Source organism: Martelella sp. AMO21009, from assembly GCF_053484295.1.
Genome location: NZ_JBAKFR010000007.1, coordinates 179879 through 204056, shown reverse-complemented (window position 1 = coordinate 204056; position 24178 = coordinate 179879). Strand labels below are relative to the sequence as shown.

Here is a 24178-nt window from a genome sequence, read left to right as displayed (position 1 = left end):
GTCGTGACCCTCAATGCAAGGTTCAGAGAGAAAATCATCCAACAGAGTTGATGACACCCTTGGGATGGTGGGGAGACCAGTCATTCCGAAGACTCGGCCTTGATCATCGTCTTCCGACCTATGCGTCGCTTATCATTCTGGCGAATTGCCGCCACGCGTGTCATCGCAAATGAGCGCCTCCCTTATCATTCTATTGATTGCATCCGCCAAAGGCGCTAACAGCGTGGCATGATGGATGTGAATGAAAATGGTTTGGGCGAGGCGGCCCTTTCGGGGCTGAGGACGCTCGAGTTTGAACGCAAGGGGCTGGAGGCCCTGTCGGCGGCGCTCGGCAACGGGCTGGCGGAGCCGTTCGAGAAGGCCGTGGCGCTGCTCAGGCAGACGGCGGGCCATGTGATCGTCTCGGGCGTCGGCAAGAGCGGCCATGTCGGCACCAAGATCGCCGCCACCTTCGCCTCCACCGGCACACCGGCCTTCTTCGTACATCCGGCGGAAGCCAATCACGGCGATATGGGCATGATTTCCCAGAAGGACGCCGTGCTGGCTTTGTCATGGAGCGGGGAAAGCAGCGAATTGACTGCGCTTGTCGCCTATACGCGGCGGTTTGCCATCCCGCTGATCGCGATCACCTCCGGCCGGCAATCCTCGCTGGCGCTGGCGGCCGATATCGTGCTCGACCTGCCCAAGGCGGAGGAAGCCTGTCCGCACGGGCTGGCGCCCACGACCTCCACCACCATGCAGCTTGCGCTCGGAGATGCGCTGGCGATCGCGCTTCTGGAGGCGCGCGGCTTTTCCGCTGTCGATTTCAAGATCTATCATCCGGGCGGCAAGCTCGGCGCGCTGCTCTCCCACGTCGCTGATATCATGCATGTCGGCGAGGAGGTGCCGCTGGTGCCGGCCGGCACGCCGCTGCCGGAGGCGATCATGGTGCTGTCGCAGCGCCGTTTCGGCTGTGTCGGCGTGCTGACGGACGAGGGGCGGCTCGCCGGCATCATCACCGATGGCGATCTCGCCCGCAATCTTGCCCGCGACATGAGCAGGCTCGCGGTGGAAGACGTGATGACCGCGGCGCCGAAGACCGTCGGCAAGACCATGCTGGTCTCCGCCGCCCTGGCGCTTCTGCAAAAGCACAATATTTCCGCGCTGATGGTGGTCGACGACAACAACCGTCCGCTCGGCATCGTCCATTTCCACGATTTCCTGCGGATCGGCGCGGCCTGAAGCTGATTACCTTCCGCGCGCGCCCCAGAGCGCGATTGCCGCGATCGCCAGACTTGCAACCACGTTCCAGCCGGCAAAGGACAGGCCGAGCACGCGCAGCGCCGCTTCGTCGCATTTCGGGCCGGTCACCCGGTTGAGATCGCCGAGCAGGTCCATGGCGTTGGTGGTCACACCTGCCATCGAACCCGAGCAATCGGAGGGCCCCGCCCACCAGTGCCATTCGACGCCGGCGTGATAGACGCCCATCACCATGCCCCAGACCATCAGCCCGGCAATGATGAGGAGCGCCAGCCGTGCGACAAGGCCCGGCAGGCCGAAGCGCCAGGCGAGAAGGCCGAGAATGCCGACCGGCACGCCGATATAATAAGGGTTACGCTCCAGAAGGCAGAGATGGCAGGGGATATAGCCGCCGAGATGCTCGAAGCCGAGCGCCGTCCCGACCGTGACGGCCATGGCGAGCGTCGACAGCGTCAGGCTGATCGGAATGCGGGAGTAAGAACGCGCGGACATATAACCCTCTTGAAGCGCGCCGCCAGCGCGCGAAATGCTCTAGAACACGTATTTGACGAGGTAGAACCCGCCTGCCAGAAGGACGACGAATACGGTGAAAAGAAGACCGAGATATTTCTCGATGAAATCGCGGATCGGCGGGCCGTAGCGATTGAGCAGCCAGGCGATCAGAAAAAAACGGAACGAACGCCCGATCACGCTGACCAGAAAGAAGATTCCGAAATTGAGGCCCGTGGCGCCGGAAAACAGCGTCAGCACCTTGTAGGGAAAGGGCGTGATGGCGGCAAACAGCACGCCCCAGCCGCCCCAGGTGTTGTACCACTCGGCGATCTTCTCAAACGAATCCTGCTTGCCGTAGAAATCGAGGATCGGCCGGGCGACCTGCTCGAACAGGAACATGCCGATCAGATAGCCGGCGATCGCGCCGAGGATCGAGGCAATCGTGCAGATCAGCGCGATCCGGAACCATTTTGCCGGCCGCGCTATCACCATCGGGATCAGCAGCACATCCGGCGGGATCGGAAAGAACGAGCTTTCGGCGAATGATATCCCGAAAAGAACGCGTTCGGCATTGCGGTTGGCGGCGAGCGAAAGCGTCCAGTTATAAAGTCTGCGCAGCATGGATCGTCCGGGGTTGATTTGTGTCGCCGGAGAATGCTGTCTCCGGCCCGCCATGTCCATCACTCAAGAGCCGCACGGCGCAAATTTGTGCAGGCCCGGCGCCAGAAGCGTGTTGACGCCCGGCCCGATCTCCTTATATTCCGCCATGCCTGCCTCAAGACGAGGCATAGGGCCCCTTTGGCGGAACTGGTAGACGCGCCTGACTCAAAATCAGGTTCCGAAAGGAGTGCTGGTTCGATTCCGGCAAGGGGCACCAACGAACTCAAGTCGCCGCGATTAATCAATGTTCTTCGTTATTTAGTTGCGCGATACGTATTGAGAGGTAGACTAAGCTAGTCTAAGTCGAATATCGAGGGACGAAGTGCTAGCCTGTGGCAAGACGGTCTGCCCGACAGAGATCACTCGAGAGATCGAGCATTTTTCTTCAAGCACTAGCCCGGCCAGAGTTGCCACGGATGCAGGTGACGGGTTTATAAAATCTTTAGGCAACCCAATGGGAGGCGCGGCTCTAGTTTCGGAATTGGTAGCCGCTGAACTGGCTGCATGGTTCGAGTTAAGCGTCTCACCTTTTGCTGTCATATATAAGTGCGACATTGAAATTGTGATGCGCAAAAATGGGCAAAAGATGACTCCTCCACTATTCTTCTCATCCGCTGTCGAGGGTGTCCCTCGCGACGGAACTGACGTGTTCTTGCAGCGTCTTCGGAACAAGGACTGCGTCTCAAGATTGGTGGTTTTCGATACTTGGATCAGGAACTGGGATCGCTATTACAAAGAGGAGGCGAACTCTGATAATCTCCTTTATGTGCAAGCTTCAGTCCATAAATATGACTTAGTTCCAATAGATCATTCGAATTGTTTCATAGGTGTCGAGCCCGATTTTCCGGATGGCGCGGCTCCACAAGATTGGATAGAAGATGCAGGTGTTTACGGAAAATTCCCTGAATTTGACGGCTTCATAACTGACCAAAGCGTTAGCGCAGCACTCACAAAATTGGGAACATTGGATCGTAGTTTCGTGAGCGAAATCGTTAATTCTGTACCTTTAGAATGGGGTCTAGGCCCGCCGGCCCGTGCAGGGTTGATCGATTTCATCTGTGCCCGTGCCAACTACATCGTAAAAAATTTAGCGCCGAAACTGATAGACGAGCCGCCACTACCGGGATTTTGAGCCATGAATAACAGACAGGGGTACTTCTCGATTATACAGTATTCGGACAATCCTGAGCGCGCCGAATACATTAACATCGGAGTGGCGTTGTTCGCGAGAACGCCGCCCTATGTGCTGTGCAAATTTGGCGAGCGTCCTAAGCGTATAAAATCGGCATTTAATGTAAGTCCCGGCGTTCATTTTGAGCTCCTGCAAAACTCGCTGAAAAGCCGGCTTTTATCGGAGTTTGGAGAAGGGTGGCAGCTGGACAACATTAACACGTTTATTTTGCAGAGATCGGGTAAAATACGACTCTTACCTTTGAGATCGGTACTTATCCGCGATGCAAAAATGGACTTGCAGGAGATATTTTCTGACCTAGTAGGTGACCTTCCTTTTAAAAAACGAAGGCAGCGAGTCAATACAAAATTAGCGAGCAAATTAAAGGAGTATGGTGTGGATGGTTTATTGGAAAAGCCAAGCCCTGTATTACTTTCGGGTGGTATAAAGATCGAAGCGCCGTATGGTTATCAAAATGGTGCTTTCAATCTCATTCAGGGGTTGTCGCTGGGAACTGAACCAGACAAAGCCTTGAGCAAGGCGAGCCCTCATATGATTGAAGGTAACATATTGTTCACCGAAACTCTCCGCGAAAAACGCCTTGTAGTTGTTGCAGACGATTCAGAGATGCATGACGATAGTTTTATATCTCTTTTAAGCTCGCAAATGGATTCTCACTGCGTGCGTTTCTATACGATGGACGACTTGCAACCACTCGTTATGGATATCCGACGAAACTATGCGTCCCATAATTAGTGCTGCGCCAGAAAGGGAAAAATTTTCTTAGAAGGACAGCGGATCACTCGCCCTTCTTTTCCGCCAGCCGCGCGCGGCGGGTGCGACGCCAGCGGGAGCGGCGCGATGTTGCCTTTCTGGTGGCGGGGTTCGGGAAGGTGATTTCGATCTTCAGACCGTCCTCGCCATATTGCCGGTCGATCGTGCCGTTCAACTCGCCGATGATGTTGGCGTCGATCAGCCGCGTGCCGAAGCCCTTGCGTTCCGGCGGCGCGACGGGTCCGGCGCCGGTTTCCGCCCAGATCAGCTTCAGCTTGCGCTCGGCGCCCGTGCCCTGAAAGCTCCACGACACCTTCAAACCCGCGCCGTCGCCCGACATGCCGCCATATTTGAGCGCGTTGGTGGCCAGTTCATGGAAGGTGAGGCTGAAGGCCTGGGTCGCCTTCTCGTCGATCTCCGCATTCGGGCCATAGACCTCGTAATGCGATTCGCCATTGCCGAATACTTGCTCCAGTTCCTTGTTCAGCAGTTCCTTCAGGTCGGCCCGCTGCCAGCGCGAACGGGTCAGCACGTCCTGCGCCGTCGACATGGCCTGCAGCCTGGCGGAATAGGATTCCACGAACTGCTCGAGATTTTCCGAATGGTGGGCCGTCTGGCGAGCGATCGCGAGCATCCGGGCGATCGAATTCTTGATCCGGTGCTTCATCTCCTGCAGCATCAGCTCGCGTTCCTGCAGGGATTTCTCGGTCACGCGCTGAACCTCGCGCGCCGCGGCCAGCGCCTTGATCTGCCACTGCGCGGCAAGGGCCAGCGCGACCGCCAGAAGCAGCGCCACGCAGCCGACGACGAAGGGCGTGATATCGAAGGCGGCCTTTTCGAATGCCGCGCTCGGCGTCATCTTCAGCACCCACGTCCTGCCGGCAATATCGACCTCGCGGGACGAGGTCAGCGCGCTGCGCTCCAAAGCGGCATCATAGGTCGCGGATTCGAACAGCGGGATTCCGGGCGCATCCTTGTCGTAGGCGTGGATGGCCACGGGCAGCGCCGGCGAGGCGTTCATCACCGCGCGATAAAGATCGCCGGCGCGAAACGGCGCGTAGATGAAGCCGGAAAGCGGCAAATTGCCGTCCGCGTTGTTCTCGCCGCGGTCCATCTTGAACGGCAGATAGAGCAGAAAGCCGGCCTGCTTGTTGTCGGTGATTTCCTGCACCAACTCCACCGGCCCGCTGGCGCGCGGCGTATCGGTGGCAAAGGCCTTGGCCATGGCGTCGCGGCGCACGGGCTCGCTGTACATATCGTAGCCGATGGCGGCGCGGTTGCGCTCATTGTCCGGCTCGATCATCACGATCGCGGCGCGGTAATCCTGGTCGGTCTCGGGCCAGATCGGGTGATCCTCGCCATAGGCGCGGCTGATCATGTCCTCGGCGCGGCCCTCGTTTCCGGTGTAGACCATGCGGGCAAAGCCGATGCCCTGGATACCGTCATAGCGCCCTTCGGTATCGAGACCGCCGACATAGGTGCGGAAGGCGGGGCGGTCGATATTGCCGTCGGTCGCCTCGAAGAACGCCTTGGTCGCCTCCAGGAGCGACATGTGCTGGTAGAAACGGTTGACGATCCGGTCGGCGGCGTCGCCCGCCACCATCTCGAACTTGGCGCGGCGTTCGACCTCGGACGCCCGGTAGATCGAGAACGACATGCCGAGGCCGATAATGGCGACCACCAGAAACACCAGCGCGGGCAATATGCGGCTGATGGTCGAAACAGTGCCGTTGTCTGCCTTGTCGAATCGCATGTTTTCTTCACAGCCCGGCCGGCACGGGCCGGCCAATTTCACTCATACGCGCCAGAAAAGTGAAACGACTTCGGTTGTTTGCGTAAATGTGCCGAAAGAAGCACGTGACCGATGAAGCATTTGTTTCATTTTACTTCTGCGCACCGGCACCGCGTGCCTGCGTTCGTACATTCCTGTTTTTGGGAGGGTTGTCAATCTTCGTCCGAAGGATGGAACACCCCGAACGGGTGACGCGTTTATCCAACATAGAAAAGCTAAGCTGAAAGGAGCAGGCTTATGAATTGGGACCGTGTCGAAGGCAACTGGAAGCAGTTTACCGGTGAAGTGCAGGCCCGTTGGGGCAAGCTGACCAATGACGACCTCGATGTCGTTGCCGGCAACCGCGAAAAGCTCGTGGGCAAGATCCAGGAGCGTTACGGCAAGGAGCGCGACGAGGCCGAACGCGACGTCGACAACTGGATGAACAGTTCGCACTGATAAGGCGAATAACGAGTTTACGGGCGGGAGCGCTGAAGCGCTCCCGCCCTTTTGTTTGTCCGGACAAAAGACAAAAAAACGGACCGCCAACAGGCGGCCCGCTTTCGGGAGGAAACTCTGTTTTAGCGGCTGCGCGCGAAGTTCACAATGACCGCGACGGCGAAGAACAGCAGAAACAGAAAGAACAGAATCTGCGCGATACCTGCTGACGCGCCGGCGATGCCGCCGAAACCGAGTGCGGCAGCGATCAGGGCTATCACCAGGAAAACAACGGCATAGTAAAGCATGGACATTCTCCTTGTGTTTGTAGAAGGAGAACGCCCAAGCGCCATTGGAGTTCCGGCTTTAAAAGAAAAAGGGCGACCGAAGCCGCCCTCATGCTTACGGAAGTATTAAGGCTTATGCCGCCTGTTCGTGATGTTCCTGAAAGAACAGCGCCTGGCTGATCAGCGCCTTCACCATATCGGGATTGAACGGCTTGGTGACCAGGAAGGTCGGCTCCGGACGCTCGCCGGTCAAAAGCCGCTCCGGGAAGGCGGTGATGAAGATCACCGGCAGCGATTCGGCAGCCAGAATATCGTTGACCGCGTCGATGCCCGAGCTGCCATCGGCGAGCTGGATATCGGCGAGCACCATGCGCGGACGCGAGGACTTGAACAGGTCCACGGCTTCGGCGTGGGTGCGCGCGATGCCGGTGACGCGGTGGCCCAGACTTTCCACCATCTGCTCGATATCCATGGCGATCAGCGGTTCATCCTCGATGATCATGATATCGGTCGCCACCTGGCGCGCGATCTCCGAGGACGCCTCATCGATGAGGTTGGAAACGCTATCGCTCTCGACGTCCAGAATCTGGGCCGTTTCCTCATGGGAGAAATTTTCGAGTGAGATCAGCAGAAAGGCCTGGCGGGGCTTGGCCGGCAGCGCCATGAGATTGGCCGCGGCGCGCTTTTCCCAGGAAAAGGGCGATTCGATTTCTTCGATTTCGATCGTTGTGGAACTGAAAAGCTGAGAGAAGAGTTTATAGAGCGAGACTTTATCGTCGCCGTCCTCCGGAAAGAGCGAAACGTCTTCAATCAGCGTTTCGAGTACGGCGGCAACATAGGCGTCGCCCGATGTCTGGGAGCCGGTAACGGCACGTGCGTAACGCCTGAGGTAGGGAAGATGGGCGGCGATACGTGTTGAAAGCGACATGTCTGGTAGTCTCCTGCCTCGATAGGTCGTTGCGGGTATCTCTTTTAGAGCATTCCTCAAGAAGCAAGAATGCGGGAGACGAAAAAAAGTTCCCGAAGAGCGGAACATTTTATTTTGGGTCGCGTTTTCGGCTTGAATGGAATTGGTGGAATGGAACGAGGCGAAAACTGGTGAAGAACAATAGCGACCTTGAACAAGGTTCGAACATGCCCGGTACGGCCAAGAGCCCCGAAGAGGCGATCAGCAGACGCCTCAAGGCTCTTTACAATGCTGTCGAACAGGAGGAAATCCCGGATCGGTTTCTCGATCTTCTCGAGCGTCTGGACGCGGCCGAGGCCGCATCCACGCCCAGAAAAAAGGGGTAACCGCCGTGGCAACAGTCGAAGATACGAGTTTCAAGCGGGATATGCTGAAGACGGTGCCCAGCCTGCGCGCCTTCGCCGTCTCGCTCTGCGGCCATCAGGACCTCGCCGACGATCTGGTTCAGGACACGATCATGAAGGCCTGGGCCAAGCAGGACAGCTTTGCCGCGGGCACCAATATCAAGGCCTGGCTGTTCACCATCCTGCGCAACGAGTTCTACAGCCAGATGCGCAAGAGCGGTCGCGAAATCCAGGATTCCGACAATGTCTTCACCGAGCGGCTTTCCACCCATCCCGCGCAATATGGCGCGATGGACCTTCGGGACTTCCGCGAAGCGCTGAACAAGCTGCCGAGCGACCAGCGCGAGGCGATCATTCTTGTCGGCGCTTCGGGCTTTTCCTACGAAGAGGCTGCCGAAATCTGCCATTGCGCGATCGGCACGATCAAGAGCCGCATTGCCCGCGCCCGCGGCAAGCTGCAGGAGCTGCTGGACATTACCGGCGAAACCGAATTCGGCCCCGACGCCAATTCCGCAAGCGTGGTCAGCCGCGCATTCGTCTCGCGTCCGGGCTGAGACGCGACGGGCGCAAACCCGATACTGCCAAGGGCCGGTCATTGGCCGGCCCTTTCGATTTTGGTCAGCTTTGATGTTAGGGAGCCATGCCTGCAAATCAGGTCGCCCAGCCTCGCCTTACTCAGAGCGCTTCGCCGGCCAGCAGTTTCGGCAGGTCTCGCGCCGTCCGGCCGGAAGCTTCCTCGATGAAATAGCGTTTCAGCCGGGGCATGCGGTCGACGATGCCGAGGCCGAAATCGCGCGCCATGCGCAGCGGGCCGATATCGTTGGAAAACAACCGGTTCAGCACATCGGTGGTCATGCCCATGCGCACCGTGTCGAACCGCCGCCAGCGCTGATAACGCTCCAGCGTGTCGAGCGCACCGATATCGAGGCCATTGCGGTCCGCTTCCACGATGGTCTGGGCCAAGGCCGCGACATCCTTGAAGCCGAGATTGAGGCCCTGGCCCGAAATCGGGTGGATGCCGTGGGCCGCATCGCCCGCCAGCGCCAGCCGCGGCGCGATGAACGAGCGCGACAGCGTGAGACCCAGCGGAAAGGCGCGCCTGCCGCCGGCAAGCGTGAGTTTGCCGAGATGATGCCCGAAGCGACGCTCCAGTTCGGCCTCGAACACCATGTCGTCGCTTTCGACAAGGCGTTGGGCATCTTCCGTGCGCTCTGTCCAGACCAGCGAGGAACGGTTGCCGGTCAGCGGCAGGATGGCGAAGGGGCCCGCCGGCAGGAAATGCTCTTCCGCCCGGCCGTGATGCGGGCGCTCATGGGCGACGGTGGTGACAATGCCGGACTGGCCATAGTCGAATTTGACCGTCTTGATGCCGGCCATGTCGCGCAGCCTTGAGCGCACGCCGTCGCAGGCAACCACCAGCCGGGTCGCGATTTCCTCGCCGCCGGCAAGGGTGATTTTCGCGTGGCCGCCCTCGGCCGAAAAATCGGTCACGGCGGCGTCGTGGCGGATCGTGATGCCGAGTTCGTCCGCCGCTCTGCGCAACGCCCTGACCATGGCGACATTCGGGATCATGTAGGCGAAGGGATCGCCGGTCTCGCCGCCTTCGCCGAAGGTGAGGAAGACCGGCTTGACCGGCTCGCCGGTTTCCGAGTCAGTCACGATCATCTCGTTGATCGGCTGGGCGTGTTCCTTGATCTCGTCCCACAGTTCCAGTGTCTTCAGCATGTTGATCGCGGCGGCGATAATGGCCGAGGCGCGCTCGTCCTTTTCCCACACATGCGCGGGGGCCGCCTCCATCAGCTCGATTTCGAGATGGGGCGCCGCTTTCTTGACCGCGACCGCGACCGAGAGCCCCACATAGCCGCCGCCAACGATGACGATATCCTTCATATCCCGGTCCTTTCTGCGTCTCGCCATATCTCGCTCCCTCTCGGCAAAGCTGTTATAGGCCATTGCGTTACTCATGGGATATATAGGGACCGCGTTCAAATGTCACAGCCCGGCAACAACTATGGCGGCAAGGCGCTCGCTGCTCTCCTTGATCTCGAGCGGCTCGAGGAGAACCTCTATCGCGGCCAGAGCCCTGTCACCACCTGGCAGCGCGTGTTCGGCGGGCAGGTTGTCGCCCAGTCGCTGGTGGCGACCCAGAGGACGGCGCCGGAAGGCCATCTCGTCCACTCGCTCCATGGCTATTTCATGCGGCCCGGCGATACCGAGGTGCCGATCATCTTCCAGGTCGAGCGGTTGCGCGACGGACGGAGTTTTTCGACACGCAGCGTGCGCGCGATCCAGCACGGCCAGCCGATTTTCGTCATGACCGCCTCGTTTCAGGTGGAGGAGGACGGCTTTGAGCACCAGCATGCCATGCCCGACGTTCCGCCGCCTGAAGAACTGGCAGGGAGCGACATCATGAATGATGCCGAGAATGCGCAGGCTCCGGTGCGCAATTACTGGATGCGCGAGCGGCCGATAGAGATCCGTCCCGTCGATCTGGAAAATTTTCTTTGGCGCAGGAAGCCCGGCGGCGAGCAGAATATCTGGATTCGGGCCAACGGCCCGTCGCCGCACGGGCGCGACTATCAGGCCGCTTTCCTGGCCTACATGTCGGATATGACCCTGCTCGATGCCACGCTCTATCCGCATCAGAGCTCGGTCTTTTCCGATCGGGTGCAGGCGGCGAGCCTCGATCATGCGGTCTGGTTCCATCGGCCTTTCGAAACCGAAGACTGGCTGCTTTATTCGCAGGAAAGTCCTTCGGCAAACGGCGGCCGGGGCTTTGCCCATGGCCGCATCTTCAGTCGCGACGGCACGCTGGTGGCCTCGGTCGCACAGGAAGGCCTGATCCGCATCCGCGATCATGCCTGGCCGTTCTACAAGAAGGCGTAGTCCGGCAGGACAGGCGCAGAGGATGAAAATGCCCATATTGCGCGCATGCCGGACCTTCTGATCGACGGTCTGGAACGGCGCGGCTGATCCTCATTCCGGCATTTGCACAAAAAAAAGGCAATTGCCAAAAATAGCGCACGGAATCGCCGCAACTTTGCGGCGGGCATTTCGTCGCACATATCTCCCTGAAAATATCCCATTGATATCAACAGCTTGTGACGCCAGTTCGAAACTGGCACGGTCTTTGTATGTCTGCGATAGGCCGCTGACGAATTTCTGTTCGAGGGCGGTAAGGAGAACCGGCTTTTCGAAGCTGCGGGTAACAAAGGATGGGAAACCAGATGAAAATTGTGATGGCCATCATAAAGCCGTTCAAGCTGGATGAGGTGCGTGAGGCCCTCACCGCCGTCGGCATTCAGGGCCTGACCGTGACCGAGGTGAAAGGTTACGGCCGGCAGAAGGGGCACACCGAGATCTATCGCGGCACCGAATATGCCGTCAGCTTTCTTCCCAAGCTGAAGATCGAAGTCGCGGTCGCCGCCGATGTGGTCGAAAAGGCTGTCGAGGCGATCGCCTCCTCCGCCAAGACCGGACAGATCGGCGACGGCAAGATCTTTGTCTATTCCATCGAACAGGCCGTGCGCATCCGCACCGGCGAAACCGATTCCGAAGCGCTGTAAATCAGCAGGGGGTAATCAGTCTATGTCTTCCAAACTCAAATATATCGCGGGTTTTGCTGCCCTTGCCGCAGCAACCGCCGCCTTTCCTGCCTTCGCTCAGGAAGAGGCCGCAGAGGCCGTGGTTGAAGTGGCCTCGGGCGCGCCCGCCGCTGATACGGTCGTGATCTTCAACACCATGCTGTTCCTCATCGGCGGCTTCCTGGTCATGTGGATGGCCGCCGGCTTCGCCATGCTGGAAATGGGCCTGGTGCGCAAGAAGAACGCCTCGATGCAGGGCCTGAAGAACATCGCCCTTTATGCGGTCGGCGGCATCATGTTCTGGTTCACCGGTTACAACCTGATGTACACCGGCGTTGACGGCGGCTTCATGGGCTCCTTCGGCCCCTACGTCTTCCCGGGACCCGGCATGGATGACGGCGCGGCCGGTTATTCCGTCGCCTCCGACTGGTTCTTCCAGATGGTGTTCTGCGCAACCACCGCGTCGATCGTGTCCGGTACGGTTGCCGAGCGCATCAAGTTTTGGCCGTTCATCATCTTCACCGTCATCCTGACCGGTATTCTCTACCCGATCACCGGTTCCTGGCAGTGGGGCGGCGGCTGGCTTTCCGAAATGGGCTTCTCCGACTTCGCCGGTTCGACTCTGGTTCACTCGGTCGGCGGTTGGGCCGCGCTTGCCGGCGCGCTGGTTCTTGGCGCGCGCACGGGCAAATACGGCGCTGACGGTTCGGTCCATCCGATGCCGGGCTCCAACATCCCGCTCGCCGTTCTCGGCACCTTCATCCTGTGGCTCGGCTGGTTCGGCTTCAACGGCGCTTCGCAGCTTGCCATCGGCTCGATTGCGGATGCCGGCGATGTCTCCAAGATCTTCGTCAACACCAACCTGGCCGCTGCTGCGGGTGCGGTTGTCACGATGATCCTGCTGCAGATCGTCTACAAGAAGGTCGACGTCACCATGGTCCTGAACGGCGCGCTCGCCGGTCTGGTCTCGATCACGGCCGAACCGTTGACCCCGTCCGTTCCGGCGGCCCTGTTCATCGGCGGCATCGGCGGCGTGATCGTCATCGTCGTCGTGCCGCTGCTCGACAAGCTGAAGATCGACGACGTCGTCGGCGCCATCCCGGTCCACCTTGTTGCCGGTATCTGGGGCACGTTCATCGTACCGCTGACCAATGACGGCACCTCCTTCGGCACCCAGATCATCGGTATCGTCGCCATCGGCGCCTTCACCTTCATCGTGTCGTTCGTCATCTGGTTCATCCTCAAGGCCGTCATGGGTATCCGTGTCTCGCCTGAGGAAGAAGAAATGGGTCTTGACAAGTCCGAGATCGGTGTCGAAGCCTATCCGGAATTCATGTAAGCCCGACCGGGGCCGTCATGCGGCGGCCCCGGGCGATTCCAGAATGCATCGCAGAACCCGCCGGCCAGTCCGGCGGGCTCTTTTGTTTCGCGGCGAGGCGAAAGCCGCAGATATCCACGAAGCGGCCGGAAACATGAAGATCGGGAGAGGCGCTGCTTCAAGGGTGCGCCCCGAGCCAAAACCGAATCCGCTGTTTCCTGCCGCGTGGCGGATAGCCTCTATGCGAGGCGTGAAAGCTTGCAGTGAAAAGAACGAACACTTCGGAAACGAGCCTGCCCTACTCGGTATTGACCACACGCATACGTGCAATTTAATGTATGTTTATCGCTGAAGGTGTTGTGGTTCCACGCGGGCTCAACCCCGATTGGATGGTTTTTCGACCGGATGGTCGGCCCGAGCGGGAACTTTCCGGACCGCGGCTTCGTTCAGTATGAATGTGCACGCTGTTATCGATAATCAAATCTTCTTGTTGTCGTGGATGTGTGATTGTTTTTATGGCGTGTGCCAGGTAGGTGAAGTACCAAAAAAAGTCCAGGGGACAGGCAGGGACTGGTTCTGCCGAGATGGAAACACCGCAAGATTTGGACTGAATGTGAAAAATCTCAGACTCTTCAAATGTTCCTGTCATCACCCTCTGCGGTTTGGAACGAAAAACTGTTCGTATTGCTTCCGGCCCACGCCGTTTTACAATCGCATTCCGTTTTGGGCGGCTTTGCTGCTCGTCATCGCGGTGGTGTCACTGCAGTTTTTCGGTTTCGGCTTTGACGAAACGCTGAGCGCAGCCGAATCGGACTCTCCCGCGAGCCAGAGTATGGCTGGAGGCCTCTGATTCCGCATTCGCCGGCGCGCAAGGCGCCTTGTCACGGTTCCAGTTCGCTGTCCCAGTAGAGATAGTCCAGCCAGCTTTCATGCAGGTAGTTCGGGGGGAACTGCCGGCCATTGTTGTGTAGGTCCTGCACCGTCGGCTGGAAGGGTTTCTGGAAGGGGATCATGCCGGCCTGTTTCGGCAGGCGCGAGCCCTTTTTCAGATTGCATGGCGAGCAGGCCGCGACCACGTTTTCCCACGTGGTCTCGCCGCCGCGACAGCGCGGGATCACGTGGTCGAAGGTCAGTTCCTCGCGGCTGCCGCAATACTGGCACTGGAAGCGGTCGCGCAGAAACACGTTGAAGCGGGTGAAGGCCGGGTGGCGCGAGGGCTTGATATAGGTCTTCAGGCAGACGACGCTCGGCAGCCGCATGGAGAAGCTGGGCGAGGACACGGCCTGATCATACTCGGCGATGATGTTGACACGGTCGAGGAACACGGCCTTGATCGCGTCCTGCCAGGACCAGAGCGACAAGGGATAATAACTCAGCGGCCTGTAGTCGGCATTCAGAACGAGCGCCGGCAAGGCCTGAGGCGAGACTGCAATCGTCAAGTTGCTCTCCTGATCGATTCGGCATCTGTCTCCTGTATATTAGGCTCGTTGTTACAGTATTGTGAAGCCTGATTAATCGCCTCATCCGTTTCGACTGCCAAATACCACAAAAGCCTTATCCCACCGGGAGGACGTCTCTTTTTGTCATCTGCGCGTAATGCGCCCAGAGAATCCGGGCGGCCACGGAACGGTAGGGCTGCCAGTCTCGCGCAAGCGTCCTGAACGTCGCGGCATCGGGCCGTTCACTGAGCCCGAACGCGTCCGCCGCGGCGATGCGCAGGGCCAGATCGCCGGCCGGAAATATGTCGATATGGCCGGCGCAGAACATCAGATAGACTTCCGCCGTCCAGACGCCGATGCCGCGATAGGCCGTCAGCAGCGCCATCGCCTCGTGGGCCGGCAGGGCGTCAATGGCGGCGAGATCGAGCGTGCCGCCGGCAATCGCCCGTGCGATGCCGTCGAGCGTCGCCTGCTTGGCGCGTGTCAGGCCGATGCCGGCATGGGCCTCGGGCGAAAGCGCTAGATAGGTCTCGGCCGTCAGCGGGTCGCAGGCGGCGCGAAGCCGGGCGAAGATCGCGGCGGCCGCCTGTTTGGAAATCATCTGGCCGGCCACCACTTCCGCAAGCCCGGCAAAGCCGGTAGGCAGCAGGCGAAGCGGAATTTCGGGGCAGGTTGCGGCAAGGTCGGCAAGCAGAGGCGCGTTTTCGCAAAGAGCCGCGCGCGCCTTGTCAAGATCGTCGCCATTGCGCAGCCGCTCCATCCGCCTTACCCCTTTTGTTGAAAAACCGGATAGTTCATCGCATGAAACCAGATCAGGATCGACCCGTTTTCCGCTTTGCGCCGAGCCCGAACGGCTACCTGCATCTCGGCCACGCCCTGTCTGCCTTTGAAAATCAGCGGAGGGCAGAGGCTGCGGGCGGCAGGCTCCTGCTCAGGATCGAGGATATCGATCAGACCCGGGCGACGCCGGAACTCGAGGCGGCGCTGATTGAGGATCTCGACTGGCTCGGCATCGCCTTCGAGCCCCCGGTCTTCCGCCAGTCGGAGCATTTCGCCGATTATCAGGCCATGCTCGACCGGCTGATTGTCGCGGGCCTTGCCTATCCGGCGTTCATGACCCGTGGCGAGGTGCGCCGGCAGGTCGAGGCCTTTGAGGCGGACGGCAGCGACTGGCCGCGCGATCCCGACGGCGCGCCGCTCTATCCGGCCGCCGACCGGCTGCGGGGCGAGGAGGAGCGCCAGGCGCTGCTTGCCTCGGGCAGGCGCCATGCCTGGCGGCTGGACATGGAAGCGGCGGTCGCGCGCATCGGCAAGCCGCTCTGCTGGCGCGAGGAAAGGGATGGCGGGATTGTCGATATCCCGGCCGATCCCGCAGTCTGGGGCGATGTTGTGCTGTCGCGCTCGGATGCGCCGTCGAGCTATCATCTTTCGGTGGTCACCGATGATGCAGCCCAGGGCATTACCCATGTGGTGCGCGGCCTCGATCTCTATCACGCCACTGCGATCCACCGCCTTTTGCAGGAGCTGCTGGGGCTTCCCGCGCCGGTCTATCATCACCACCGGCTGATTCTGGGCCCCGACGGACGCAAGCTTTCCAAATCGAACGGCGATACGGCGCTCAGGCAGTTGCGCGCCGAAGGGCGGTCAGTGGCTGATATCCGTATCCTTTGCGGGATCTGAATGCTTGGCCCGGCGCGAGCGGTGCCGGCTCCATGGCGCATGCTTGATCACCTTGTATTTCAAAAGTGCCGCGTTCACCTCCGCGCCTAAAAGCAGGATCACGCCGATCGAATAGAGAAACACCAGCAGGATCATCGGCGTCGCAAGACCGGCATAGGTGGCGCTGTATTGCGCGAAGGTGCCGAGATAATAGGCGAAGCCGGAGGCGAAGATCGCCCAGAACACCAACGTTAGAATGATACCGGGAAGCACGTCGACCAGCCGGCGACGGCCGGCCGCCAGAAACAGGTGGGCGATTACAAGACCGAACATCAGCAGCAGGAAGGTGCCGACGAGGCGGGCATTGGCGAGCGTCGTCAACCCGTTCTCCAGCCACGGAAACCAGCGCTCGGCAAAGTGCAGCGCGATCGGCACCACCACGAACATGATGCTGAGGAAGGCGAAGATGATCGAGGCCAGAAGCACGAAGCCGAGGCTCTTGATGCGAAGCCACCACCATGTCCGGGTCTCTTCCACGCGGTAGGCGCGGTTCAGCGAAAGCCTGACAGCCTCCACGCCATTGGAGGCGAAATAGGCGGCGGCCAGCACCGAGACGGTCAGCAGTCCGCCGCGCGGCACGGTCAGCACCTGGCGGATCTGGTTGGAAACCGGTTCGGCGATCTCCTTGGGCCATGCGCCGACGATCGTGTTGATCGCGATGTCGGCGAACTGGTCGGCGCCGAGAAAGCCCGCGAGCGTGGTGCCGAAGATCAGGAAGGGGAACAATGCAAGCAATGTGGAAAGCGCCACATGGCTTGCCATGGCCCAGCCGTCGTCCTCGCTGAAGTGGTAGAGCGCATCATAGGCCACCTTGAAGGTCGTGCGGATCGGCTTTCTCATTCTTGCTCCAAAGGCGTTTCGCGGTCGGCTTGCGATCCTTATATAGGAAAGACAACGCGTTCGTGTACCGGAGTATCTCATTGGCCGAGCAATCCACGATAATCGTCACCGGCTGTTCCAGCGGTATCGGGGCCTGGTGCGCCCGCGCGCTGGCGAAGGATGGTTGGCGGGTATTCGCCACGGCGCGCAGGCCGGAGGATATCGCCGCGCTTGAAGTCGATGGCCTTGAGGCGTTCTATCTCGATTACACGGATCAGGCGTCGATCACCGCCCTTGTGGAGGCTGTGGCGGAGCGAACCGGCGGGCGCATCGATGCGCTGTTCAACAATGGCGCCTATGGCCAGCCGGGGGCGGTAGAGGATATCTCGACAGATGTGCTGCGCGCCCAGTTCGAGGCCAATTTCTTTGGCTGGCACGAGCTGACGCGGCAGATCCTGCCATTCATGCGGGCGCAGGGTCATGGCCGCATCGTGCAGTGCTCCTCCATTCTCGGACTGTTGCCCTATCGCTATCGCGGCCCCTATTCGGCCTCGAAATATGCGCTGGAGGCGATGTCGCTGACCTTGCGCATGGAGCTGGAGGGCACCGGCATTTTCGTGAGCCTGATCGAGCCCGGGCCGATCGCCTCGCGCTTCACCGCCAATGCGCTGAAGCATATCCACGAGAATATCGACCTTGAGGGCTCCCATCACGCGGCGGAGTACAAGAAACAGCTTGCCCGCCTGAATGGAACCGGGCCCGAGAACAAGAGCAGGCTGGAACCAGACGCCGTCCACGCCGTTCTGCTTAAAGCGCTGACGGCCAAAAGGCCGCGTCCGCATTATCCCGTCACGACGCCGGCGAAGCAGGGCATGATCCTGAAGCGCATCATGCCCGCCGACTGGTTCTACCGGCTGATGGGACGGTTGAGCTGAGGCAGGACGATATGGGAAGGATCACCGTAGAACAGGGCGATATCACGGCTTACGACGTCGATGCGATCGTCAACGCCGCCAATTCTTCGCTGCTCGGCGGCGGCGGGGTGGATGGCACCATCCACCGCGCGGCGGGGCCAGGGCTCTTGGATGAATGCCGGACGCTCGGCGGGTGCGCAACGGGCGAAGCCAAGATCACCGGAGGTTACGATCTGAGGGCCCGTTACGTGATCCACACGGTCGGCCCCGTCTGGCATGGAGGCGGCAATGGCGAGGCCGAAAAGCTGCGGCTCTGTTACCGGAATTCGCTGGAGCTGGCCGCGGCGCATAATTGTCGCACGATCGCCTTTCCGGCGATTTCCACCGGCGTTTACGGCTTTCCGGCTGACCGCGCCGCGCGCATTGCCGTCGAGACGGTTTCGAACGGGCTTCAAGACCTGCCGGAAATCGCGATGGTCTTTCTGGTTGCCTTCAGTCCCGATGTCGCGCGCCTGCTCAGCGATGCGTTCGAGGCGCGCTGAGCCAGCCCTTGCAAGCGCGGCTGTTTTGTCGTCTGATGGCGCCGATTTCCGAAGCATTCCGCTGTCAGCATCGGAATGCGGCAAGACAAAGAGATGGAGCGGGTGAGCGCCTTGATGTGAGGCGGCCACGCTCCGGGAGAGAAAATGTCCACGGTATTCGTTTTCGCCACTGTCATCGTGATGCTGCTGGTGGTGTTCTTTCTGGCGCGCGGGCTCATCAACATGATGCTCGGCGGCAGTCCCCAGCATTCCAACAAGATGATGCAGGCCCGCGTCGCGTTCCAGGCGCTTGCCATCATCCTGATCATGATCACGCTCTGGTTGATGCAATCCGGTCATTGATTTCGCCGGCAGGCTGAAAATACGTTGTATGGTCTTGCCTTTTGCAACCGGCTTCGCTCAATAGCGACGGACTGAAAGAACTGCGACACAATCATGGTCAAACTCAACAAGATCTATACCCGCACCGGCGATGACGGCACCACCGGACTTGCGAGCGGACCGCGCCGCAAGAAGGCGGATGTCCGGATGGCGGCGATCGGCGATGTCGACGAGACCAACGCCGCGATCGGCCTTGCGCGGTTGCAGGAGGCCGGCGATTATGACGCGGCGCTTGCCCGCATCCAGAACGATCTGTTCGATCTCGGCGCCGATCTGGCAACGCCGGAGACAGGCGAGGCGATTTCCTACGAGCCGCTCAGGATTGTTGCCGGTCAGGTAGCGTGGCTGGAAGCCGAAATCGACCGGCTGAATGACGCGCTTTCGCCACTGACCTCGTTCATTCTGCCGGGCGGCAGCGCGCTGGCCGCGCATCTGCACATGGCGCGCACGGTTTGCCGGCGCGCGGAACGGGCGATGACGCGGCTTGCGGAGACGGAAGCCGTATCACAGCCGGCACTGCAATATATCAATCGCCTCTCCGACCTGCTGTTCGTCGCGGCCCGTCACGCCAATGGTCAGGGAGAACGCGACGTGTTGTGGGTGCCTGGAAAGAACCGCTGATTTTTTGCGAATGAGGTCAAATTGCGGCGAAGTTTTTTTGCGAAAGGCGGGAAAACAAACTATCCATGTCGCCGATTGGCAAGCGATCATGCCATGAATGGCAGCATGGTCCCTTGCATGAAGCCGGCGGCGGTTCCGGTGAAAGATTTTGCGCGTTCGGCCGGCAACGGCCGTGAGTTTGGAGGTTGAACATGAAAATTCTGGTCCCGGTCAAGCGGGTTGTCGATTACAACGTCAAGATCCGCGTCAAGCCGGATGGCACCGGCGTCGAACTCGCCAATGTCAAGATGTCGATGAACCCGTTCGATGAAATCGCGGTGGAAGAGGCGCTCAGGCTGAAGGAAGCCGGCAAGGCGGAAGAAGTCGTCGCCGTCTCGATCGGCCCCGCCAAGGCGGAAGAGACGCTGCGCACCGCGCTTGCCATGGGCGCCGACCGCGCGATCCTGATCGCCACCGACGAGACCGTCGAGCCGCTGGCAGTCGCCAAGCTGCTGACGAAGGTGGCCGAGGAAGAAGCGCCGCAGCTCATCATCCTCGGCAAGCAGGCGATCGATGACGACAGCAACCAGACCGGGCAGATGCTGGCGGCGCTGCTCGGCTGGAGCCAGGCGACCTTTGCCTCCAAGCTGGAACTCGGCGATGGCGATGCGAAGGTCACCCGCGAAATCGATGGCGGCTTGCAGACGATCTCGATCAAGCTGCCGGCGATCGTGACCACGGATTTGCGCCTCAACGAGCCGCGCTATGCCTCGCTGCCGAACATCATGAAGGCCAAGAAGAAGCCGCTCGACAAGAAGACGCCCGCCGATTACGGCGTCGATTGCGCCCGCCGGCTGGAAGTACTGAAGACCGAGGAGCCGGCCGCGCGCAAGGCCGGGATCAAGGTCGCCTCCGCCGCCGAACTGGTGGACAAGCTGAAAAACGAAGCCGGCGTATTGTAAGGGGAGCCCAGAACATGACCATACTTCTTCTCGCCGAACATGACGGCAACGCCGTTTCCGAACAGACCGCGAAAGCCGCCACCGCCGCTGCCGCGATCGGCGGCGACATTCACGTGCTGGTGGCGGGCAAGGGTTGCGCGGCCGCCGCTGAAGATGCGGCGAAGATCGCCGGCGTCTCCAAGGTGCTTATCGCCGAAAGCGACGCGTTGGCCGAGGCTCTCGCCGAGCCGCTTGCGGCCACGATCCTCGACCTTGCCGGCGGCTATGACGTGATCATCGCGGCGGCGACCGCGATCGGCAAGAATGTGATGCCGCGCGTGGCGGCGCTTCTCGACGTGATGCAGGTGTCCGAAATCATCGAGGTCATCGCGCCCGACACGTTCAAGCGCCCGACCTATGCCGGCAACGCCATCGAGACGGTGAAATCGCACGACGCCAAGAAGGTGATCACCGTGCGCACGGCAAGCTTCTCCGCCGCCGAAATGACCGGCTCCGCGCCGGTCGAGACGGTCTCCGCCGCCGCCGATCCGGGCCTGTCGAGCTTCGTCGAAAACGCGATCTCGGCCTCCGAACGGCCGGAGCTGACGTCCGCGAAGATCATCATTTCCGGCGGCCGCGCGCTTGGCTCCTCGGAGAAATTCCAGGAGGTCATCCTGCCGGTGGCCGACAAGCTGGGTGCGGCCGTCGGCGCTTCGCGCGCCGCCGTCGATGCCGGCTTTGCGCCGAACGACTGGCAGGTCGGCCAGACCGGCAAGGTGGTCGCCCCCGATCTCTACATCGCCTGCGGCATTTCCGGCGCGATCCAGCACCTGGCCGGGATGAAGGACAGCAAGGTGATCGTTGCGATCAACAAGGACGAGGAAGCCCCGATCTTCCAGGTTGCCGATTACGGCATTGTCGGCGATCTGTTCACGGTTCTGCCGGAGCTTGAAAAGGCGCTCTGAGGCGCGATCTTGCGATTGATCCCCGGCCCGCCGGCCGGGGATTTCGACGGGGTCCGCCCGTTGTCAAAGCGCGGAGGAAATCATGCCCCAGACCAGCCTGACCATCGAGACAAGCGGCCAGGGTCTCTACGAATTCACCGAGGACGCCGAACGCTTTGTGCGCAACGAGGCGATGAACGAGGCTCTGCTGACGGTGTTCGTGCGGCATACCTCGTGCTCGCTGCTGATCCAGGAAAATGCCGATCCCGATGTCAAGCGCGACCTGAAGGCCTATTTCTCGCGGATCGCGCCGCCCGCCGATGATCCGTCGATGAACTATCTCGTCCACCGACTTGAAGGCCCGGACGATATGCCGGCCCATATCAAATCCGCGCTGACGCAGGTTTCGGTTTCCATCCCGGTGTTTGACGGGCGGCTGGCGCTTGGCACGTGGCAGGGCATCTACCTGTTCGAACACCGCGACCGCCCGCACCGCCGCGAGCTTGTGCTGCATCTTTCTCCGTAACCGAAAAGCCGGCCCGCATGTCTCGGAACGGCTCTAGCCGCCGACGAGGTCGCCGCCATTCGGATGCAGCACCTGGCCGGTGATGTAGGATGAATCCTGGCAGGCAAGGAACAAGAGGCTCGGCGCCACCTCGTTCGGCTGGCCGGGGCGACCGAGCGGCGAATCCTTGCCGAACTCCGCAACCTTGTCCTTTGGAAAGGAAGCGGGAATGAGCGGCGTCCAGATCGGGCCGGGGGCGACGCCGTTGACGCGGATGTTTTCGGAGGCGAGATTGCCCGACAGCGCCCGGATCAGCGCCAGCAGGGCGCCCTTGGTCGAGGAATAGTCGAGCAGCAGCGGCTGGCCCCGGAACGCCGTGACCGATGTCACGATGATGATCGATGCACCGGATTTCAGGTGCGGGCGGGCATATTTCAGCAGGTGGAAGGCGCCAAAGATATTGGTCCTGAATGTGCGCTCGAGCTGCTCCTCCGGAATATCGGCGATATCTTCCTGCACGTGCTGCTCGGCGGCATTGTTGACGACGACATCGAGCTTCCCGAAACGCTCGATCGTCTTGTCGACGAGCTTTTCCGACGTCGCGACGTCCCCGATGTCGCCGGCGAACAGAAACGCCTCGCCGCCTTCCTCCTCAACGGCTTTCAGCGTCTTTTCGGCGTCGTCCGCCTCGTGCTCGTCCTTGTAGTGGATCGCGAGCCTGGCGCCCTCGCGGGCGTAGAGAACCGCGGTCGCCCGCCCGATGCCGGAATCGCCGCCGGTTATGATGGCGACCTTGTCCTTCAGCCGGCCCGAACCGGGGTAACGGGGCATGTAGTCGGGCTGCGGATGCATCTCCGCTTCCGAACCGGGCTGGTGATCCTGAACTTGCGCCACGGGGGCTTTCGTGTCGGCCATGTGCCTGTCCTTTACCTGAGCTTGTACGACGCGGTTGCCGCGCCTGTCTGTCTGCTAAAGCGATAAGGCCGCCGTCTTGTTCCAGCCCCGCGTGGATATGAAGACCTGTTGGAGTTTTCATAAACGGCGTGCACCGCTCCGTTTTCCCGGCATTTCTTCGCGAAGTGTGTTAGCTTAAGCTTATATGCCTGATGAGGGAGGAGGTCCGGGAGGGGGCCTCTGCGACAGCGCCACTTTTTCAAAGCAGAAGATTGGAGTTCAAATGAGATATGCCTTTGCTGCAATCGCACTTCTGGCGGCAACACCCGCGGCCGCCAGCGATCCGATAATTGATGAGGCCGTCGAGTTTACAGGTCAGATCTTCCAGCTCGATACCGGCGTACCTGGCCTCGTCATCGCGGCGGTTCGCGGCGGGGAGAGCGCCGTCTTCGGCTTCGGGGAGATCGCCAAGGGCAGCGGGCGGGAGCCGGATGGCGACACCAGGATCGGCGTCGGGTCGGTGACCAAGACCTTTACCGGCCTTTCCCTAGCAACGCTTGCCGCGGATGGCGCCGTCTCGCTCACCGATCCCGTCGGTCCGCATGCGCGTGTGGTCGATGCGCTGCCCGAGACGGACGGCCGGAAAATCCGGCTGATCGACCTCGCCACCCATTCGAGCGGCTTGCCGCGCGAGCTTGCAGACGTCGATGGCGTCGAGAAATACAGCGATGAATCCTTCGCCGCCAATCTTTCCGAAAATCCCCTCCTGTTCGCGCCGGGCAGCGGCATGGCCTATTCCAATGTCGGCTTCGACGTGCTGGCGATGGCGCTAGCCGACATTGGCGGGCAGGACTATGCGGCTCTGCTCAAGTCCCGGGTCCTCGACCGGATCGGTCTGACGTCGACAGGTTACGACCGGCCCACGGGCGAAAACGCCATGACCGGCTATGACTGGAACGGAAATGAAATCGATCCCGGCGAACCGATTGTGAACCGCGAGGGGGCATCGGGCCTTTACACCACGGCCAATGACATGGTGCGCTATCTGCAATGGAATCTCGACCGTTTCGGAAAGGACGACGCCGAAGTCCGCGCCATCAGTCATGCGGCATGGCTGATGCGCGACGGCCTCAACCCGGTTATCGGCCTGGATGAATCAGGCCATATGAACGCCATGGGGCTCGGCTGGGTGATCATGATGCCCGAGGGCGACCGTCCGCTGATCATCCAGAAGGCCGGCGGCACCAATGGCGTCTTCAGCTATTTGGCGTTTGCGCCGTCGCGCGATATTGGCGTGTTCATTGCCATCAATCAGTTCAATTTTTCCGCGGGCATGGAAATGGCGGGCATGGTCAATGACCTTATCGCCACGCTCGCCCCACGTTAAACCCAGCCTAGGGGAGGCGGCCTTTGCTGCCTTCCCGTCCTTTCTTGC

Annotated in this window: 28 protein-coding genes and 1 tRNA gene; 19 read left to right on the top strand and 10 right to left on the bottom strand. The window is 60.5% G+C overall.

The genetic code is table 11. The features are described from left to right. Positions 1-228 precede the first annotated feature (228 nt). A complete protein-coding gene (locus tag V6766_RS11215; RefSeq protein ID WP_448466422.1) occupies positions 229-1221 on the top strand; it encodes a KpsF/GutQ family sugar-phosphate isomerase in 993 nt (330 codons plus the stop codon). Positions 1222-1227: 6 nt separating this feature from the next. On the opposite strand, the gene V6766_RS11210 is transcribed toward V6766_RS11215, so the two are convergent. Continuing rightward, positions 1228-1731 carry a disulfide bond formation protein B gene (locus V6766_RS11210; protein ID WP_448466420.1) on the bottom strand — a complete coding sequence of 168 codons (504 nt, stop codon included), beginning with the start codon at positions 1729-1731 and terminating at the stop codon, positions 1228-1230. A 39-nt stretch (positions 1732-1770) separates the two neighbouring features. Next, positions 1771-2352, bottom strand: coding sequence for a YqaA family protein (locus V6766_RS11205; RefSeq protein WP_448466418.1), 582 nt, complete (start codon positions 2350-2352; stop codon positions 1771-1773). 171 nt (positions 2353-2523) lie between these two features. On the opposite strand from V6766_RS11205, the gene V6766_RS11200 reads away from it, so the two are divergent. The 3 genes from V6766_RS11200 (at position 2524) to V6766_RS11190 (ending at position 4318) form a co-directional block, all read left to right on the top strand. Then, positions 2524-2608, top strand: a tRNA-Leu gene (locus V6766_RS11200). 105 nt (positions 2609-2713) lie between these two features. Then, positions 2714-3523 (top strand): HipA family kinase, encoded by an 810-nt coding sequence (locus V6766_RS11195; protein ID WP_448466416.1) that lies wholly within the window; start codon positions 2714-2716, stop codon positions 3521-3523. A gap of 3 nt (positions 3524-3526) precedes the next feature. Beyond that, a complete protein-coding gene (locus V6766_RS11190; protein ID WP_448466414.1) occupies positions 3527-4318 on the top strand; it encodes a DUF3037 domain-containing protein in 792 nt (263 codons plus the stop codon). A gap of 43 nt (positions 4319-4361) precedes the next feature. On the opposite strand, the gene V6766_RS11185 is transcribed toward V6766_RS11190, so the two are convergent. Then, positions 4362-6089, bottom strand: a complete 1728-nt coding sequence (locus tag V6766_RS11185; RefSeq protein ID WP_448466412.1) for a CHASE domain-containing protein — start codon at positions 6087-6089, stop codon at positions 4362-4364. 276 nt (positions 6090-6365) lie between these two features. Here V6766_RS11185 and V6766_RS11180 point away from each other — a divergent pair, with 276 nt between their 5' ends. Next, positions 6366-6566: a CsbD family protein gene (locus V6766_RS11180; RefSeq protein WP_448466410.1), complete on the top strand. Its 201-nt coding sequence runs from the start codon at positions 6366-6368 to the stop codon at positions 6564-6566. A 122-nt stretch (positions 6567-6688) separates the two neighbouring features. On the opposite strand, the gene V6766_RS11175 is transcribed toward V6766_RS11180, so the two are convergent. Together V6766_RS11175 and V6766_RS11170 are read right to left on the bottom strand one after the other, a co-directional pair. Beyond that, a complete protein-coding gene (locus V6766_RS11175; RefSeq protein WP_174802119.1) occupies positions 6689-6853 on the bottom strand; it encodes a DUF1328 domain-containing protein in 165 nt (54 codons plus the stop codon). Between the two features lie 112 nt (positions 6854-6965). After that, the gene (locus V6766_RS11170) at positions 6966-7760 is read right to left on the bottom strand and encodes a response regulator (RefSeq protein ID WP_230721128.1); all 795 of its coding nucleotides are present in this window, start codon (positions 7758-7760) and stop codon (positions 6966-6968) included. Between the two features lie 206 nt (positions 7761-7966). On the opposite strand from V6766_RS11170, the gene V6766_RS11165 reads away from it, so the two are divergent. Together V6766_RS11165 and V6766_RS11160 are read left to right on the top strand one after the other, a co-directional pair. Then, positions 7967-8125: a NepR family anti-sigma factor gene (locus V6766_RS11165; protein WP_230721132.1), complete on the top strand. Its 159-nt coding sequence runs from the start codon at positions 7967-7969 to the stop codon at positions 8123-8125. Between the two features lie 5 nt (positions 8126-8130). Further along, positions 8131-8697, top strand: coding sequence for an RNA polymerase sigma factor (locus V6766_RS11160; protein ID WP_257789098.1), 567 nt, complete (start codon positions 8131-8133; stop codon positions 8695-8697). Positions 8698-8818: 121 nt separating this feature from the next. Here V6766_RS11160 and V6766_RS11155 read toward each other — a convergent pair whose 3' ends face one another. Continuing rightward, positions 8819-10033 carry a ubiquinone biosynthesis hydroxylase gene (locus V6766_RS11155; protein ID WP_448466432.1) on the bottom strand — a complete coding sequence of 405 codons (1215 nt, stop codon included), beginning with the start codon at positions 10031-10033 and terminating at the stop codon, positions 8819-8821. 99 nt (positions 10034-10132) lie between these two features. On the opposite strand from V6766_RS11155, the gene tesB reads away from it, so the two are divergent. From tesB to amt, 3 genes are all read left to right on the top strand, one after another. Further along, the gene (gene tesB / locus V6766_RS11150) at positions 10133-11029 is read left to right on the top strand and encodes an acyl-CoA thioesterase II (RefSeq protein ID WP_448466408.1); all 897 of its coding nucleotides are present in this window, start codon (positions 10133-10135) and stop codon (positions 11027-11029) included. A 329-nt stretch (positions 11030-11358) separates the two neighbouring features. After that, on the top strand, positions 11359-11709 hold the full coding sequence (locus V6766_RS11145) for a P-II family nitrogen regulator (protein ID WP_018064835.1): 351 nt from the start codon (positions 11359-11361) through the stop codon (positions 11707-11709). 22 nt (positions 11710-11731) lie between these two features. Further along, positions 11732-13066, top strand: a complete 1335-nt coding sequence (gene amt, locus V6766_RS11140; RefSeq protein ID WP_448466406.1) for an ammonium transporter — start codon at positions 11732-11734, stop codon at positions 13064-13066. An 860-nt stretch (positions 13067-13926) separates the two neighbouring features. Here the strand turns inward: amt and V6766_RS11135 are convergent. Then, a complete protein-coding gene (locus V6766_RS11135; protein ID WP_018064833.1) occupies positions 13927-14484 on the bottom strand; it encodes an HNH endonuclease in 558 nt (185 codons plus the stop codon). A gap of 115 nt (positions 14485-14599) precedes the next feature. Further along, positions 14600-15244 (bottom strand): DNA-3-methyladenine glycosylase family protein, encoded by a 645-nt coding sequence (locus V6766_RS11130; protein WP_448466404.1) that lies wholly within the window; start codon positions 15242-15244, stop codon positions 14600-14602. Between the two features lie 41 nt (positions 15245-15285). Between V6766_RS11130 and gluQRS the strand changes: the two genes are divergently transcribed. Then, on the top strand, positions 15286-16164 hold the full coding sequence (gluQRS, locus tag V6766_RS11125) for a tRNA glutamyl-Q(34) synthetase GluQRS (RefSeq protein WP_448466402.1): 879 nt from the start codon (positions 15286-15288) through the stop codon (positions 16162-16164). On the opposite strand, the gene V6766_RS11120 is transcribed toward gluQRS, so the two are convergent. After that, on the bottom strand, positions 16129-17043 hold the full coding sequence (locus V6766_RS11120; RefSeq protein WP_230721117.1) for a YihY/virulence factor BrkB family protein: 915 nt from the start codon (positions 17041-17043) through the stop codon (positions 16129-16131). The two genes, gluQRS and V6766_RS11120, sit on opposite strands and share 36 nt — an antisense overlap. Before the next feature lie 80 nt (positions 17044-17123). Between V6766_RS11120 and V6766_RS11115 the strand changes: the two genes are divergently transcribed. From V6766_RS11115 to V6766_RS11085, 7 genes are all read left to right on the top strand, one after another. After that, a complete protein-coding gene (locus tag V6766_RS11115; protein WP_448466400.1) occupies positions 17124-17957 on the top strand; it encodes an SDR family oxidoreductase in 834 nt (277 codons plus the stop codon). Positions 17958-17968: 11 nt separating this feature from the next. Then, positions 17969-18478, top strand: coding sequence for an O-acetyl-ADP-ribose deacetylase (locus V6766_RS11110; protein WP_448466398.1), 510 nt, complete (start codon positions 17969-17971; stop codon positions 18476-18478). A 144-nt stretch (positions 18479-18622) separates the two neighbouring features. Next, the gene (locus V6766_RS11105; RefSeq protein ID WP_018064827.1) at positions 18623-18820 is read left to right on the top strand and encodes a twin transmembrane helix small protein; all 198 of its coding nucleotides are present in this window, start codon (positions 18623-18625) and stop codon (positions 18818-18820) included. A 93-nt stretch (positions 18821-18913) separates the two neighbouring features. Beyond that, the gene (locus V6766_RS11100) at positions 18914-19480 is read left to right on the top strand and encodes a cob(I)yrinic acid a,c-diamide adenosyltransferase (RefSeq protein WP_448466396.1); all 567 of its coding nucleotides are present in this window, start codon (positions 18914-18916) and stop codon (positions 19478-19480) included. 191 nt (positions 19481-19671) lie between these two features. Next, a complete protein-coding gene (locus tag V6766_RS11095; protein ID WP_448466394.1) occupies positions 19672-20421 on the top strand; it encodes an electron transfer flavoprotein subunit beta/FixA family protein in 750 nt (249 codons plus the stop codon). A gap of 14 nt (positions 20422-20435) precedes the next feature. After that, a complete protein-coding gene (locus V6766_RS11090; RefSeq protein WP_448466392.1) occupies positions 20436-21365 on the top strand; it encodes an electron transfer flavoprotein subunit alpha/FixB family protein in 930 nt (309 codons plus the stop codon). 82 nt (positions 21366-21447) lie between these two features. Further along, positions 21448-21870: a secondary thiamine-phosphate synthase enzyme YjbQ gene (locus tag V6766_RS11085; RefSeq protein ID WP_448466390.1), complete on the top strand. Its 423-nt coding sequence runs from the start codon at positions 21448-21450 to the stop codon at positions 21868-21870. A 33-nt stretch (positions 21871-21903) separates the two neighbouring features. Here the strand turns inward: V6766_RS11085 and V6766_RS11080 are convergent, their stop codons facing one another. Further along, positions 21904-22764, bottom strand: a complete 861-nt coding sequence (locus V6766_RS11080) for an SDR family oxidoreductase (RefSeq protein ID WP_448466388.1) — start codon at positions 22762-22764, stop codon at positions 21904-21906. Positions 22765-23026: 262 nt separating this feature from the next. Here V6766_RS11080 and ampH point away from each other — a divergent pair, with 262 nt between their 5' ends. Beyond that, positions 23027-24130, top strand: a complete 1104-nt coding sequence (gene ampH, locus V6766_RS11075; protein ID WP_448466386.1) for a D-alanyl-D-alanine-carboxypeptidase/endopeptidase AmpH — start codon at positions 23027-23029, stop codon at positions 24128-24130. Positions 24131-24178: the final 48 nt, after the last annotated feature.